Here is a 15346-nt window from a genome sequence, read left to right on the forward strand (position 1 = left end):
GGCGGCATGGAGCTCTACGACGTCATGCGCACAACATTCGCTGCACGTGAGTTCACCGGGGAGCCGCTGCCCGACAACGTGTTAGACCGCATCCTGGACAACGCCCGATTCGCGCCGAGCGGCGGCAATCGTCAGGCCGGTCACATCATTGTGGTGAACGACCCGAATATGCGAGAGAGCCTCGCCAAGGCGACAGCGCCAGGTGCACGCCGGTATTTCGCGCAGATCAAAGCCGGAGAGTCACCGTGGAACCCGGTCAGCCCCACCACCGTCAGCGCAGCATCCATCGCCGCCACCGCGGTTCCCGAGTCGGTGCTCAGCCCACTGCGCACCGCGTCGGTTGTCCTTGTCGTCTGCGTCGACCTGCGATTGATCGCCGCGACGGATCAGGACCTGCATCGTGTCGGGGTCATCAGCGGTGCTTCGATCTACCCCTTGGTGTGGAACATCCTGCTGTCCGCGCGGGCAGAGGGATACGGCGGCACCCTGACCACCATGGCAGTGGCACAAGAACCTCAGGTGCGTGACCTGCTGGGTATCCCCGATACCCATGCGGTCGCAGCAGTCTTGCCCATCGGCAAACCGGTCAAACAACTGACGAAGCTACGTCGCAATGGTGTCGATGAGTTCGTCACCCGCGAAAGGTTCGACGGGGCACCGTACCTCACCGGGAACAGCTGAGCTTCTGAGCGTGAGTAGCGCTTATCTTCTGGTGTCATGCGGCATCGTGGAAGACCAGACCCAAGGTGTACCGGGTACCGCTGCGGATCACTGATACCCCGTGCCGCACCGGTGCCGCCGACCAGCCACGCACCGATTGCACCGGCCGATCCCGGGTAGTGAAAACCAGCCCATGTCCGTGCGGGATTGTCACGGCAGTTCCGCGCGATTGAGCCCGGGGGCGCTGCTCATAGAGCAGAAACTCCCCACCCGTATGGTCGACATCCGGGGTGCTGAGATTGACGACCACTTGGAGCGGAAATATCAATTCGCCGTAGAGATCTCGATGCAACGCGTTCCAGTCACCCACGCCATACTTGAGCAAGATGACCGTCGACTTGTCCTGCCCCGCGTCATGGCACATTCGCAGCCATTGGTCTAGATCATCGGGCCAGGGGGCCCGTCGACCAAGCCGGCCCCACCAATCTCGTGCGATGGGAAGCAATCTGGGATACAGCGCGTGCTTCAGCGCCACCACTGCCTCGGGATAGGGCTGAGCGAAGTATCGATACTCACCTTCCCCGAAACGGTGCCTGCTCATGTTGACCGTCGAGCGAAATCGGCTCGCATCGGAATACAGCCCCGCAATCTCGGCAGCCTCCCCGGCGGTCAGCAGTTGCCCAGTGATGGCGCACCCCAGAGCATCCAAATCAGCCTGAACACGGCACCAGTCGGTGCCATCGACTCTTTCTCGCCACGAACTCATGCAACGCGCTCCAGGTCAAGCAACAGTCGTTTGGCTTCCACCCCGCCGAGGTAGCCGCCCATCGTGCCATCACTGCGCACCACCCGATGGCACGGCACCACAACCGGCAGCGGGTTGGTCGCGCACGCGGTGCCCACTGCGCGAACAGCTTTCGGGTTACCGGCGAGTTTGGCCACCGCGGCATAACTTGCGGTCTGCCCGTAGCCGATCTCGTGTAAGTGATGCAAGACTGTGCTGCGAAATCCTGCCGACAAGCGCCAGTCCAGCGGCACTCCGAAGTCGTGGCGGGCGCCCGCGAAATATTCATCGAGTTCTCGGGCCACCGCGTCAAGACGCCCTGGTACATACAAGATGCGGGGGCTGATCTTGTCCGCGAGATGCTGCAGAACCGCGTCGTGGTCCTCGCGGGCGTAGGCGACACGAATGAGACCTTGCTCGGTGGCCGCCACCAAGAGCGGCCCAACCGGTGCGTCGAGAACCCGGTAGGCGATGTCTAGGACGGCGTCGCGCTGGGCCGCCGCGGCCAAACGGGCCCGAAGTTCGGACAGCTTGTCGGCATCGTCGCCGACGCGCACCAGGCTATGAATGAATTCAGTGTTGTTCATTGTGCTCTCCCAGGTAGGGCATATGTGCGTCTGAGCGCGGCGATGCCGTCGGCGGCCGCCCGACGCGAGGCAGCTGCGCTGCCACCGAGAATCGCGGCTACGTCGTTGTAGGGCAGACCGGCCAGGTAGTGGTAGGCAACCGCGTGTTTCTGTTTGTCGGGCAAACGATCCAAGGCCTCGATCAGATCGTCGTCAGGTTCAGCGTCCGGAGCCGTCGGCGTCTCGGGGACGGCATCGGTGGGAATCGCTCGCCGGGTACGGGCGCGGGTGATGTCGACCGACTTTCGATGCGCGATCGTCACCAGCCAAGCCTCGATGTTCGCATCGGCAGGAAGGTCCGGATAGGCCTTCATGGCAGCCAGAAAGGTGTCCGACCATGCGTCGTCCGCATCGGTCGGTCCGACAACAGCGCGGCACACCCGCAACACCGTGGGGCCGTGATCGCTCACCACGGTCTCGAAGGGCTGTTTGGCTTTCACACTGGGTAGACGCTCCTGCGCACGGTTTCGTGAGGTCTCAATGTTGCCCGATCCTGCGCGTTCCAAGTCCAAGAGATAGCGTTTGCGGCCCCGGTAGTGATGCGGTGACCCCGCCGGCGTCACTCACGCTGTCACGAATATCGGAGATCACACTGATTTCCCCAGGCAGCCTCGTGTTTGATCGAATGGACGTGCCAGTCAGCGATCTGAAACGAGCAACCCGTGAACGCACAAGACGAACCGGACACCGCACCGGACGAAACAGATACCGCTATGCCTGAGGAGACAAACACCGAGGCTCCGGCATTGATCACCGCAGCCGGGTTGGGCGTGGACGGCGAGCACGGTCCGCTCTTCTCGGGCATCGACCTCGAACTCTCCGCTGGCTTTCATGCCATCCAGATGCCTGGTGGCCCCGGACAGCACTGCCTGCTGCTCGCCCTGGCCGGCCGGCTCCAAGCGAGCCACGGCACCGTCACCGTGATGGGCGACAGCCAACCGCGGGCAATCCGTCGGCACTGCGCTATCGCCGCGTTCGCCGATATCGACGAGCTTGAAGAAACCGTGACGGTCCAGACCGTGCTCTCCGAACAACGCAACTGGCTCGCGCCGTGGTTCTCCCGTGTCCCCACCGGCTCCGGGCGCGACAAGCTGCACGAGGTGTTCGGCGAGCTCCCGCCTCCCTCGGGCGAGACATTCATTGTCGAACTGTCCGACCTGGATCTGTTTTTGCTGCGCATCACCCTGGCGCTGCTCTCGGACCGGCCCATCCTGGTGGTAGGCGACTTGGAACAGGTGCGTGACAACGCGCGCCGGACCCTGGCGGTCGAGCGGCTCGGCGTGATCGCGCAAAGCCGCACCGTAGTTGTCGGGGTGACCAACCCGCTGGGCGCCGAGGCACCCATCCATGACTTACACGATCACCGCATCCTCACCGGGAGGGACTAGCCCATGCTCGCTGGACTCGCATTCGGCTCAGAAATAAAGCGTTTCGGGCGCAGTCGCATGACGCGCGCCGCCATCGTGGTTCTCATGCTGCTGCCGCTGGTGTACGGCGCGCTGTATCTATGGGCCTACTGGGACCCCTTCGGCCACGTGAACAAGATGCCAGTGGCGCTGGTCAATGCCGACAAGGGCGCCACCGTTTCCGGCCAACACGTCAACATCGGCGAGGAGATCTCCAAGAGCCTGACCGCCGACGGCAGTATGGATTGGCACGTCCTGAGCCTGGACGAGGCACGCAGTGGAGTCGACCACGGGAACTACTACTTCATGTTGGAGCTGCCGCCGGACTTCAGTGAGGCCATCGCCTCACCGCTGACCGGAGAACCCAAGCAGGCCAACCTGGTTGCCGTGTACAACGATGCCAACAACTACATCTCCTCCAGCATCGGGCGCACTGCCATCGATCAGGTCCTCAACGCCGTCTCCACCCGCATCTCCGGACAGGCCGTCAATCAGGTTCTTTCCGTAGTAGTTTCGTCGGGCACCGGTATTCAACAGGCCGCCGACGGCGCTCGACAGCTCGCTGACGGCGCGGCGAAGGTCGATGACGGTGCCGGTCAACTGGCTACCGGGCTGCACACCGCGCGGCCCGGATCGGCGCAACTTGCCACCGGGGCCAAACAGCTGTCCGACGGCATCACCCAAGCTACCGATCCCTTACTCACCGTGAGCAAGGCCGTCGCTAACATCGGCGGAAGCACCGACAAACTGCAGCAGGGCACCGAAGCGCTCCGGCAGGCCAATGATCAAATCGACGGCATCGCAAAAGCACAGGACAGCGCCGCCAATGCACTCACCGCGGTGATCGATCAGCTCGCCGGACGGCAGGATCCGGCCGCCAACACCCTGCGCGGAATACAAGATCAGCTGCGTGAGCATCAGTTCACGCCCCAGGTTCGTCAACAGCTGACCGATGCCGAGAACGCCTCCATCGCGATGACCGAGACACTCCGCGGACCGGGCAGCCCGCTGAAGTCCGCGCTCGATCAGGTCGGCGGCAAGGGGCAGGAACTCACCAACAAGCTCAATCAGATGCGCAACGGGGCACAGCAGCTCGCCACCGGGAACGCACAATTGGCCAGCGGGATCGCCCGAATGGACGACGGTGCGCAACAACTAAAGTCGGGCACCGCGCAGCTGCGGTCTGGTTCGGCCGAACTGGCAACCAAGCTCACCGACGGCGCCAAGCAGGTGCCCACCTGGAGCAATCAGCAGAAGGACGCCATCGCCGACACCATCGGCGGCCCCGTCCATCTGGAGACCTCGCACGAGAATGCCGCACCCAACTTCGGCACCGGAATGGCACCGTTCTTCGTCACGCTCGCCTTGTTCTTCGGGGCACTGGTTCTATGGATGATATTGCGGCCCTTGCAGACTCGGGCCATCGCCGCAGAGATCCTCCCCCTCCGCGTAGCGTTGTCCAGTTATCTGCCGGCCGCAACCATCGGGATCTTCCAAGCGATCATCCTGTACTGCGTGGTCCGATTCGCCCTGGGAATGCATGCCGCGCACCCCGTCGCGATGCTGGCCTTCATGGTGCTGATCTCCTTCGCGTTCGTCGCCGCGACCCAGGCCGTCAATGCGCTGGTGGGGCCTGCCGTCGGCCGTGTACTGCTGATGGCATTGCTCATGCTGCAACTGGTGAGCGCTGGCGGAATGTATCCCGTGGAGACCACGTCGCGGCCGTTCCAGATTCTGCACAAGTACGACCCCATGACCTACGGTGTCGACGGATTACGTCAGCTGATCCTCGGAGGCATCGACGGTCGGCTCTGGCATGCGGTGGTCACGCTGCTCTTCATTCTCCTGGGCGGCCTACTCATCACCAGCCTGTCCGCCCGGCGCAATCAGTTGTGGAATCTGACGCGGCTGCTGCCTTCGATCAAGATGTGAGCTGATCCGCTGCGACGGACTTACGCTGCGACCGCGACATGGCCAGCCGCCGCTCGCGAGTCGTCATCGCACCCCAAACTCCGTGGGGTTCATCAGTTCTTATGGCATGAGCCGCGCACTGCATGCGCACGGGACACTCGTTGCATATCTGCTTGGCCTGCACCTCGTACTGCTTACGCAGGGCACCACGCTGGGTTTCGGCGTAGTAGAAGATATCCGTCGAAACTCCGCGACAGGCCGCTTTGACCTGCCACTCCATTTCGTCCAGCCCCGCTGCCGCGGCGCGAAACTTTGGTCGCGTCACGGCCTTGCTCCAGACCGCCGGCAAGCATTCGGGTGCGTCGAAGCCATCCGCATCCACCGAGTGTGGAACCAACCGCCACCGGGACGCCATGGCCACTGTGGACAAATCGCACCGGGAAATTAATCAGACTGGCTCTAGGATTCGACTGCGCCAACCGCTATCCTGCGCGCGGTCTCGCCTCCACCTGCAGACGCCACAATGGTCCAGGCAGCGATTGTGCTCGCCGCGGCGACGCCAAGACAAATCACGGCGTACCACAGGCTGCCGATCGGATCACCCGTGGCGGTAACGCCGTTCGTGGCCCCGAAGTAGTCCGGTAGCGCGGCGGCCCACAACACCGTCATCACCGTCAGGTAGCCGCCGGCATAGATCAGGATCGCCGGATGCGTGAGGTAGCCATCCGTGCCGTCACGGCGAAGAGCCAACCATTGTTTGATGAGCACGGGTACAGCCAGTGTCACCAGGACGATCAGCTCCAGGGCGTACACAACACCAACCACAGTGGTGCTTCCCGATATCGCGCCCGCGACGGTCGCGGGCAGCGGCAGCACTGCGGTGCCGATCGACGCCAGCACACCAATACTCACCGTGCGCCAGACGATCTGGCCCCCCGTGAAGGATCGCCCCGCGTCCACATGGCGCCCGACAAACATCTGTGCGCAGAACGCCAGGGACATCGGCCATAGCGCGGCGAAAACTACGACACTGCCCATGGGCACCGAGTCGAAGAACGGCTTGTTCAGCGGATTGTCCAGAGTCCATTCCCACCAACGCAATTGGGGACCCAGGTGGTCGAAGATCTCATAGAACGCGTGGTGGATCAGCCCCACGCAGGCCGCGCCGATCAGCGCGCCATAGCGCCGGAAGACTCCGAGCGTCCTGACAATCTCAAAGGCCACCGTCGCCATCATCGGATAGATGGCGATGATGTACAGCGGCAGTCGGCCCCACAGAAAGTCCACCGTGAATACATTGTGCGCGAACATCGTGTCGACGTGATCGCTGATGCCGAACGCACCGGGGAAATACAGCGGCGGCTCAATGATCAACAAGTAGGCGATCGCTCCGAACCACACCGCGATGTTGGTTGGATCGTTGTGGCGGCGCAGTCTGACGATCGCGTAGATCAAGGCCAACACGGCTCCCGCGATCACGGTCAGCTCCAACACCGGTAACGTCCAGTTCTCCAGCGAGAACGGGCTGCGCACCGCGGCGATACCTCCCGCGGTGTCACACGAGAACCCCAGCCGCGCTGCCAATTCGGCGAAAGTCGGCGCACAGAGATCAGACATGCTCAGACTCCCACCCGCGCCGTCTGACCTGCCGTGTACCACTGCGTCACCTCGTAGCCCGCCGCGTATCGTGCGAACCATTCGTCGGCCAGAGCGGGCAACTTCTCGTGGGCGGGGTTGTGGCCCGGTATCTGACTGCGCACCGCGCCCGACATCGCCACCATCACCTCTCGTACCGGCAGATGACGGAAGGCGTTCGCTATGGGCCCGTCATTCGGTCCATCAATGAGCGGGAGGCGTTGCAAGAGGGCTTTTTTACGCGCCTGCATGCCGAACATCGACAACGCATCGATCCTGCGATCCTCAAGGGGAACGTGCTTGTTGAATCCTTCACAGGCGATGCGCAGCACCGCCCAGACGTGCCGGAAGATCGAGGGCGCCATCCGCATCCGGTACCACGGGTCGTCGGCCACCGCGTCATAGATGATCAGGGCCGAGCTGCGATGCTCCACCTCTTCGACGAAGTGCCACAGGAACAACGAGGCGACGCGATCGTCGCCCGGAGCGAACAGGGTGTCGTCGTGATCGAGCATCAACTTGAACACCGGGGTAAACGTGGCCTCCAGGTCGGCGGTGTAGGCCAACCGGTATTTCAAAGACTTATTGGCGGTCAGGTCATCGAAGGCGGCGATCACCTCGTCCAGGGTCTCCTTGAGTCCCGGGTAACTCTTGATCAAACCCTTCGCATGTTGGCGGTGGCCCATCGAGTGCTGGCCCTCCTGCCGGACAAACGCGTCGGCCTCTTCAGCGATCGCCGGGTCGGTGATCAACGGCATGGCCTCGGGGATCATCTGCCCGATCATCTTCTCGAATGCGATGGCCAGGAAGGAAACCGCGTTGGCCATGCTCGAGAACGCCGGGTTGGACTCGTTCCACAGGAACGGGACGTGATGGTCGGCGAATGCGAACCGCAGCTTGCGCACGATCAGTTCCGTCATGGAGAAGCACCTCGCTTGAACATACAATAAGACAGTAATTTGTTGATCTGTATGATTACTGGAATCAACTCCCGCTGTCAACGGCGATATGCTGCAGAGATGCCGACGGCCGGGGAGTTCAGGGATGGCACGTAGGCGGGGATGGGACGGGCGCCCGCCCAGTAGCGACGCGGAGGCTTCCGAGCGGATCGTCGCCGCCGCAGTGAAGCTGATCGGCGAGACCGGCTCCGCGGTCAGCCTTGCCGATGTCGCCGCAGAACTCGGCGTGATTCGACAGACGGTCTACCGGTACTTCCCCACTGCCGATGCACTCATGCATGCCGCGTCCATCGCGTCGGTCGACGGATTCCTGGACCGACTGACAGAGGTGGTGCGCGGCATCGCCGATCCGGCCGACGCACTCACCGAAGGTGTGCTCTACACCCTGGAAGAGGTGACTCGTACACCACATTTGGGCATCATGATGTCTGAGCCGTACGCGCATTCGCATACCAGCGACATGACATCAGATGAGGCGCAGGCATTCGGCCTGCGCATGCTCGAACGCTTCGACGTCGACTGGGATCGGTACGGATACGACGATGAGTCCAAACGCGGGCTAGTGGAATTCGCCCTGCGCATCATGCTGTCGTTCTTTGTCTCACCCAACGAGACCACCCGATCTCACGACGAACTACGCCGCTTCCTCAAGCGATGGCTGGGCGGCGCGATTCTTGCGCAAAAGCGCTGACCGCTTCAGGCGAGATCGTGCCGCAGCGACGGCATGGCAAGGGGTTTCAGCAACGCCGCTCCCGCCTTGTCCAGTGGGCTCCCTGTCATACGGGCGATGAGCCACATCACCGCGGGAGGCATGATCGTCGAGAGCCTCTCGGGTGCGCAGTGCGTGCCATCGCGTACCACCCAGGCTTCGCAGCCCGGTAGCCCGGTGAATACCGTCGTGTCGGCGAGCGGAACGAAATGGTCATGATCGCCGTTGATCGCGAGCACCGGCGATACCGGCGGGCGATCGAAGTAACCCTGACGCCTCAGCGAGAACTCGGTGATGAAGCCCTGGTAGTCCTCGACGGCTGGAAGCTCGTTCAACTGTGCCGCGTGCGCGAGGATGCCGGGCATACCATTCGGCAGGGCGCGCACATCTTGGATGATCTGCGCTCCAACCGGGCCGCCAAGGCTTATCGCAGCGTCCACTCGCCCATCGAGGGCCAGCTTGGCGGCCCACAAGCCCGCGAAGCTCACCCCGACCATCCCGACCGGCCCACTGCCGTTTGCTACCGCGCTGATGGTTTCGGCAACAATGCGATCGGCATGTGGACTGATCGGCGCGGTGGTCTCACCTGTTCCGGGATTATCCAGTGCCACAACGGCGAATCCGGTCAAGCGGGCCATTCGCACCGCCGCGTTGTGCAGCTCGACCTTCCAAGTGTCGACACCGCCGCAGATCACAAGGAGACCGTCACGACGGCGCCGACGACGCTGAAAGATGTGCGCGGCCACCTCGGTGGCGCCGTCGGGGCCTGCCACGACCAAGCGGCGACGCTCGAAGGACACCGGAAACGATGGTGCCGCCTTCTCATAGGCCGCCAACTGCCGCCCGAACGCCTCGGCCCGGATAGGCGTCGCAATGGTCGGAAATTTGGCGGCACCCCAGCAGAGTGCGGCAAGCAACCAGTCACCCTGGGATTCAGCGGTCTCGGCTTCGCGGCCCCATTCCGGCGTCCACCCGCCGGCCTGGTCACTCCACATATCGCGAATTCGGGCGCGGACCCGAGTGACGATCGGCGCCGGGATGCCCCAGGCCCCGACAAACTGCTTGGCCCGCTCCTCGAAGAGATCCTCGCTGTCGAGATCGAAAGTGAACATGTCGCTGAGCCTTTCCGCGCGGCACTTCATTAACGCATGAATCCTGCGTTAAGTGACGCTAGAGTAGGTGCGCGCTTAATGCAAGAAAATTGCAGTAGATTGTTCGAATGCCAGACGCCGAGATCCGCCGCCGCACCGGCGGCCGCTCGGCCGCCGTTCGCGAGGCGGTCCTGCGTTCCGCGCTGCAGCTGCTGGCCGAGCGCGGCGTGGGCCAGATCTCGATCGGCGCGATCGCCCATCAAGCAGGCGTGCACGAAACATCGATCTACCGCCGGTGGGGCACCGTGGACGCCGTCCTTCTCGACGCACTCTTGGCATCGAGCCTCGAAAATCTCCCCATTCCCGACACCGGTTGCATCCGAGAGGATTTGGTCGCCTTTATGCGGGAAACCGCGGACTACATGACCTCGCCCGTAGGGCAGGCCCTGGTCCGAAGCATGGTCGCGGTAGAAGACGGCACCGACCTTGCCGCGCACCGAGATCGCTTCTGGCAGGCTCGGTTCGAGACCGCGAGGGTGATGATCGAGCGTGCTGTCATGCGGGGCGAGCTGGCCGAGAGCACCAACGCGGCATTGGTCCTCGAGCTGATCACCGCACCAGTGCATTTCCGCGTCATCAGCGTTCGGTCATCTCTCGATGATCACACGGCTCGCCTCATCGTCGATACGGTGTTGCGGGGAATCAGCGCGGCTAATTAATCGCGATATTCGATACTAATAATCGATTCTATCGCCTTTCGCAATCAGTTCGCACGGCCCTACCGTCGCAATATGAAGCCAATCAATCGACGCACCGTGCTCGGCGGTGTCGGCGTCGCCGGGGTCGCAGCCGCCGCGGGCGCCGGTACCGACTGGGCGTTTTCGACCCCCCGCTCCCATGACAATCCAGAGGACGTGACCGTGACCGATGACGCCGCCCGCTTTGGCGACCCCCGCATCCCCGCCGAACTGAACACTGCCCAGCCGCATCTGTTTCATCTCAGCGCACTGGCACCACAAACCTTCGACGGCGGCGACTTACGTCAAGCCCACGAAGGCAACTTCCCCATCCTTACCGGGCAGCAGGCCAGCATTGTCATGGTGACACTCCAACCGGGCGGAATCCGGGAACCGCACTGGCATCCCAGCGCCTGGGAGATCAACGTGATCACCAGCGGCGTCGCCAAGTGGACGTTGTTGGATCCGGAAGGGCATTCGGAGACCTTCGATGCCCACGTGGGCGATGTCGTCTTTGCGCCGCAGGGCTCATTGCACTATTTCGAGAACAAGGGCACCGAGGATCTCAAGCTACTGATCGTATTCAATGCCAGCACCGCAGAAGGCAAGGATGACATCGGAATTGGTGCCTCGATCAGCAAGCTGCCCCCCGACGTACTCGCCGCGGTGTTCGGGGTTCCCACCGACGTCTTCTCAAAGCTCAAGAAGATCAACGAGTCCGTCACCATCCTGCGCAGACAGCAGACGTAGCCACCCGTTGCGCGCTCGACGTCGCTAGCCTTACTCCAGGCAGCGATCAGTGCGGCTACGGAGGAGAAGGTGTCCACACCCCGGCGCCGTCGGTTGTCATTGAAGGCCCGACGCGCTTTGGTTTTGAGCCACCGCTGGGTCGGTCTCATTTGTGGGCTCCTGGTGGTGATGGTCAGTACCAGCGGCGCGATCCTCGTCTATCAGCCGGAACTGGTACGGGCCATGCACCCAGAACTGTTCCACACCACGCCGACCGGCAACCCGGCTGGATTCACCCAGGCGATCGCCGAAGTACGGTCGCACTACCCCGAAATACAGCTTGCGAGTGCATCTCTCAAGGACGGGGTGTATCTGCTGCGCGCAGGATCCGATACACATGACACCTTCTTCGTGGACGCCGGAACCGGGCTTCTCAACGGACGGCTAGATCTTGGCGCGGGCACATTCGGATTCCTGGTGAACATGCACGACTGCGGGTTCACCTGCGAGGGCTACAGCGGGTACCTGCCATTCCTGGCACAGCCATGTCCGCTCGGAAAACTCGGCGCGCTCTCGGGGCTGTCCTGGGGATCAGCCTTATTGGCCTTGGCGGCCATCGTCCTGCTGGCATTGGTGATTCCCGCGCCATTCATCTGGTGGAAAGCGATCCGTAAGTTAGGCAACGCTTTACGTGTCCGATGGAGTTCGGGAAGATTCGCCCGCGATTTCGATCTACACGCCGTCATCGGCATCATCGCCACGGGGCCGCTGCTGATCTGGGCGCTGACCGGGCTGCAGTTCGAAGCTCCGGGGCTCACCGACCTCTGGTACTCCCTCACCGGCGGACACGCTTCCGAACAAACCGCTCCGGAGAGTTCCGGCGACAAAGAAGTCACCATCGCACAGGCAATTGCCGTGGCGATAAACCACTTTCCTGAATCCGAGGTGACCTGGATCGGCCTGCCGGACAAAGATAGGCCGTACTACACGGTCGACCTGCTGGATTCCGGCAGCCCGGATCTGCGGGCGTACAGCCTCAACTACCACGCGAATCGGTCCATTGGTGTGGATGCCCACGATGTCGGCCATGTGCAAATCCTGCGGGCAAAACCGGCGACAGTGTCGAACGCGATTGCCGACGAATGGGCCGGTTCTGCCGCCCATTTCGGCCTCGCCGTTAATGGCTACTGGCGCGCGCTCTGGTTCGTGCTCGGGATGACTCCCCTACTACTTGCCCTCACCGGCCTGAGCACCTGGCGCTGGCGTCGCCGGGCCAAGCGACGCACGCGTGTCAGGAACGTACAGATTCTCGGGGCGGCCGGGCCAGCACCCGCGTCGGCCACCAGAACCACGTCCCCAGCAAGCGAACAAGTGAAGGCACGATAAACGAGCGCACAATCAGTGTGTCGAGCAACAGACCGATGCAAACGGTGGTGCCCACCTGCCCGATGGTTCGCAGATCGCTAGACAGCATGGCCAGCATCGTGAAGGCGAACACCAAACCGGCCGACGTCACTACTCCGCCCGTACTGCCCAGTGCCCGAATGAGTCCGGTGTTCAGCCCGGCGTGAGTCTCCTCTTTGAGCCGGGCAATCAGCAATAGGTTGTAGTCCGAACCCACCGCCACCAGGATGATGAATGTCAGCGGCAGGATCAGCCAATGCAGGGGCAACCCGACCAGATGCTGCCAGATGAGCACCGAAAGACCGAACGCCCCTGCGAACGAGAAGGCCACTGTTCCGATAATCACGAAGGGCGCCACCAGGCTTCGCGTAATCACCATCATGATCAGGAATATCAGGGTGAAGGCCGCGATAGCCGCGATGAGCAGATCCGAAGCGGCGTACTCCTTGATGTCCTTGTTGTTTGAGCCGGCGCCGCCGATATAGACCTTCGACCCGGCCAACGAGGTTTCTTTCAGTGCCGTCGTGATGGCATCGGGAAAGTCGTTGACATGCTCAATACCCTCCGGCCCCATGGCGTTACCCATATGGGTGACGATGAACCGGGCCGCCTTGCCATCCGGTGACATCATCAGTGTCATACCGGTTTTGATGTCTTCGTTGTCGAAAGCTTCATGCGGTATGTAGAAGAAGTCGTCACTACGAGATGCGTCGAAGTCATTACCGACGTTGATCATGTCGTCGAAGGTCTGGTCCGTCGCCGTGGCCTGCAGGTTGGTCTGGCCATAGGTGTTGACGATGAGCGCCTGCAAGGCTTCCTGGTCATTGGCCGTCAGTTTCAGCAGCGCCACCATCTGCGGCAGCAGCCGGTCCACGACTTCCAGGGAGCCCACCGCATCCTTGATATCGGCAGCCAACTTGTCGATGCTGTCCAGCATGTCGAATAGGGATCTGAAGGACAAGCAGACCGGAATGTCGAAACAGTGCGGTTCCCAATAGAAGTAGTTGCGCAGTGGACGCATGAAATCGTCGAGGTTCGAGACCTTCTCGTTCATGTCTTGGGTGACTTGCTGCATGTCCTCCATCGTCACGACGGTGTTGTGCATCTCGTCCGCGAGTTTTTGCGTCAGGTCGGTGGTTTGTCTCAACACGGCGACCGAGTGCGCCATGATCTTGGCTTGCTTGTCGGTATTGGCGTTCTGCGCCTTGGTGAACGGGAGCTGCTGGCCGTTTCCGCTTCCCTGGGTCGTGAACAGGTACGGCAGGGACGCATGTTCGAGCGCGCGCCCCATGGGCCGGGTGATGCTTTGCACCATGGCGACACCGGGGAGCCGCACCAGGCTCTTCGACACTCGGTCCAGCGATATGAAATCGGCTGAGTTGCGCATGTCGTGATCCGACTCGACCATGAGCATCTCGGTGAACAGCTTGCTTGGCGGGAAGTGCCTGTCTGCCGCCGCGAATCCTTCCTTGGCGGGGGCATCCGACGGCTGATAGGCGCGGTCGTCATAGCTCACTTGGTAGGTCGGCACGAAGACCGCACCAACCAACACGGCCGCGGAGCTCGCCACCAAAATCGGTTTAGGCCAGCGCACTACGCTCGCCCCGATGCGCCGGTACAGATGTGCCTTGGCCCGCTGCTTGGGATCAAAGAGCCCAAACAGGCTGCCCAGGTGCAGCATCGCCGGCCCGAGGGTGAGCGCCGCCGCGATGGTCAACAGCATGCCGATCGCGACCGCCGGGCCCATGGTGTGGAAGTAGTTGAGCCGCGCGAAGCTCAGGCACAGACCGGCTCCCGCGATCGTCAGGCCCGAACCGATGATGACATGTGAGACGCCGCGATAGGCCGCGTAGAAGGCGTCCTCGCGATTGAGTCCGGAGTTCCGCGCCTCGTGATACCGCCCCAATAGGAAGATTCCGTAGTCGGTTCCGGCACCGAGCGTCAGCGAAATGACGATGTTGACGGCGAAGGAGGACAGCTCGATGTATCCGAAATGTCCGAGGGTGGCGACAACTCCTCGCGCCACAAGCATCTCGACCAGGACTCCGAACAACGGCACCAGCATGGTGGTAACCGAGCGGTAGACCATCAACAGCATGAAGATGATCAGGAAGATGGTCACGATGGTGATGTTGTTCAGGCTGGAGTTCGCGACGCTCAAGGTATCCGAGGCGAGTGGCGCCGCACCGCTGACATAGACCTTGAGCCCGCCTGGTGGCGTGTCCTTGTCGATCATGTCCCTGACCGCTTCGACGGACCTGTTCGCCTGCATCTGGCCGATATCACCTGCCAGGCGCAACAACACGAACGCGGACTTGCCGTCGAGGCTCTGCGCCCCGGCCGCGGTGATCGGCTTCCCCCAGGTGTCCATGACGTACTGGACATGCGCGGTGTCGTTCTTCAATCTGCGCACCAGTTCGTCGTAGTACTGGTGGTCGGCCTCGCCCAGCGGCCGGTCTGCTTCCAGCACCAGCATGGTCAGGCTGGTGGATGTGGACTCCTGGAACTTCTCGCCGATCTGCAGCATCGCGCGCTGCGACGGGGCGTAGTGCGGAATCATCGGTCCGGCGAGCTCGGCCGCAACATCTTCCACGTGCGGCACAAAGGTATTCGTCGTCACGGCGACGATCGCCCAGAACACGATGATCGGCACCGCGAAAACGCGGACCATCCGGGGGACGAAGGGCCGCTTCAC

The 15346-nt window shown here is 62.4% G+C and carries 15 protein-coding genes; 7 read left to right on the top strand and 8 right to left on the bottom strand.

The annotated features are described in order from the left end of the window. The first annotated feature begins 6 nt into the window (after positions 1-6). Positions 7-681, top strand: coding sequence for a nitroreductase family protein (locus ABG82_RS26720; protein WP_043078304.1), 675 nt, complete (start codon positions 7-9; stop codon positions 679-681). A gap of 34 nt (positions 682-715) precedes the next feature. Here the strand turns inward: ABG82_RS26720 and ABG82_RS26725 are convergent, their stop codons facing one another. The 3 genes from ABG82_RS26725 to ABG82_RS26735 are packed head-to-tail and all read right to left on the bottom strand — an operon-like array spanning position 716 to position 2510. Then, complete coding sequence (locus ABG82_RS26725) at positions 716-1426, bottom strand: 2OG-Fe(II) oxygenase (protein ID WP_043078303.1); 711 nt, start codon at positions 1424-1426, stop codon at positions 716-718. Further along, positions 1423-2031, bottom strand: coding sequence for a methylated-DNA--[protein]-cysteine S-methyltransferase (locus ABG82_RS26730; RefSeq protein ID WP_043078302.1), 609 nt, complete (start codon positions 2029-2031; stop codon positions 1423-1425). Before ABG82_RS26730 ends, ABG82_RS26725 begins: the two co-directional genes overlap by 4 nt. Further along, positions 2028-2510 (bottom strand): RNA polymerase sigma factor, encoded by a 483-nt coding sequence (locus ABG82_RS26735; protein WP_043078389.1) that lies wholly within the window; start codon positions 2508-2510, stop codon positions 2028-2030. Before ABG82_RS26735 ends, ABG82_RS26730 begins: the two co-directional genes overlap by 4 nt. A 222-nt stretch (positions 2511-2732) precedes the next feature. Here ABG82_RS26735 and ABG82_RS26740 point away from each other — a divergent pair, with 222 nt between their 5' ends. Together ABG82_RS26740 and ABG82_RS26745 are read left to right on the top strand one after the other, a co-directional pair. Beyond that, a complete protein-coding gene (locus tag ABG82_RS26740) occupies positions 2733-3458 on the top strand; it encodes a hypothetical protein (protein WP_078343418.1) in 726 nt (241 codons plus the stop codon). A 3-nt stretch (positions 3459-3461) separates the two neighbouring features. Beyond that, the gene (locus tag ABG82_RS26745; RefSeq protein ID WP_043078301.1) at positions 3462-5408 is read left to right on the top strand and encodes a YhgE/Pip domain-containing protein; all 1947 of its coding nucleotides are present in this window, start codon (positions 3462-3464) and stop codon (positions 5406-5408) included. Here ABG82_RS26745 and ABG82_RS26750 read toward each other — a convergent pair. Genes ABG82_RS26750 through ABG82_RS26760 form a run of 3 tightly spaced genes read right to left on the bottom strand, consistent with a single transcriptional unit; the run spans position 5398 to position 7942 of the window. Further along, positions 5398-5802 (bottom strand): WhiB family transcriptional regulator, encoded by a 405-nt coding sequence (locus ABG82_RS26750; RefSeq protein ID WP_109475895.1) that lies wholly within the window; start codon positions 5800-5802, stop codon positions 5398-5400. The genes ABG82_RS26745 and ABG82_RS26750 overlap by 11 nt on opposite strands. A gap of 44 nt (positions 5803-5846) precedes the next feature. After that, on the bottom strand, positions 5847-7004 hold the full coding sequence (locus ABG82_RS26755) for a hypothetical protein (RefSeq protein WP_043078299.1): 1158 nt from the start codon (positions 7002-7004) through the stop codon (positions 5847-5849). A 2-nt stretch (positions 7005-7006) separates the two neighbouring features. Beyond that, complete coding sequence (locus ABG82_RS26760) at positions 7007-7942, bottom strand: metal-dependent hydrolase (protein ID WP_043078298.1); 936 nt, start codon at positions 7940-7942, stop codon at positions 7007-7009. A 124-nt stretch (positions 7943-8066) separates the two neighbouring features. Between ABG82_RS26760 and ABG82_RS26765 the strand changes: the two genes are divergently transcribed. Continuing rightward, positions 8067-8672 carry a TetR/AcrR family transcriptional regulator gene (locus ABG82_RS26765; RefSeq protein WP_043078297.1) on the top strand — a complete coding sequence of 202 codons (606 nt, stop codon included), beginning with the start codon at positions 8067-8069 and terminating at the stop codon, positions 8670-8672. 5 nt (positions 8673-8677) lie between these two features. Here the strand turns inward: ABG82_RS26765 and ABG82_RS26770 are convergent, their stop codons facing one another. Continuing rightward, entirely contained in the window at positions 8678-9802 is a 1125-nt protein-coding gene (locus tag ABG82_RS26770; protein ID WP_043078296.1) for an alpha/beta fold hydrolase, read from the bottom strand. Positions 9803-9909: 107 nt separating this feature from the next. On the opposite strand from ABG82_RS26770, the gene ABG82_RS26775 reads away from it, so the two are divergent. From ABG82_RS26775 to ABG82_RS26785, 3 genes are all read left to right on the top strand, one after another. Beyond that, complete coding sequence (locus tag ABG82_RS26775) at positions 9910-10500, top strand: TetR/AcrR family transcriptional regulator (protein ID WP_043078295.1); 591 nt, start codon at positions 9910-9912, stop codon at positions 10498-10500. 72 nt (positions 10501-10572) lie between these two features. Then, positions 10573-11268, top strand: a complete 696-nt coding sequence (locus ABG82_RS26780; RefSeq protein ID WP_043078294.1) for a cupin domain-containing protein — start codon at positions 10573-10575, stop codon at positions 11266-11268. 93 nt (positions 11269-11361) lie between these two features. Then, the gene (locus ABG82_RS26785; protein ID WP_043078387.1) at positions 11362-12633 is read left to right on the top strand and encodes a PepSY-associated TM helix domain-containing protein; all 1272 of its coding nucleotides are present in this window, start codon (positions 11362-11364) and stop codon (positions 12631-12633) included. On the opposite strand, the gene ABG82_RS26790 is transcribed toward ABG82_RS26785, so the two are convergent. Then, positions 12539-15322 (bottom strand): MMPL/RND family transporter, encoded by a 2784-nt coding sequence (locus ABG82_RS26790; protein WP_043078386.1) that lies wholly within the window; start codon positions 15320-15322, stop codon positions 12539-12541. The two genes, ABG82_RS26785 and ABG82_RS26790, sit on opposite strands and share 95 nt — an antisense overlap. Positions 15323-15346 lie beyond the last annotated feature (24 nt).

The organism is Mycobacteroides immunogenum (genome assembly GCF_001605725.1).
Taxonomy (GTDB): domain Bacteria; phylum Actinomycetota; class Actinomycetes; order Mycobacteriales; family Mycobacteriaceae; genus Mycobacterium; species Mycobacterium immunogenum.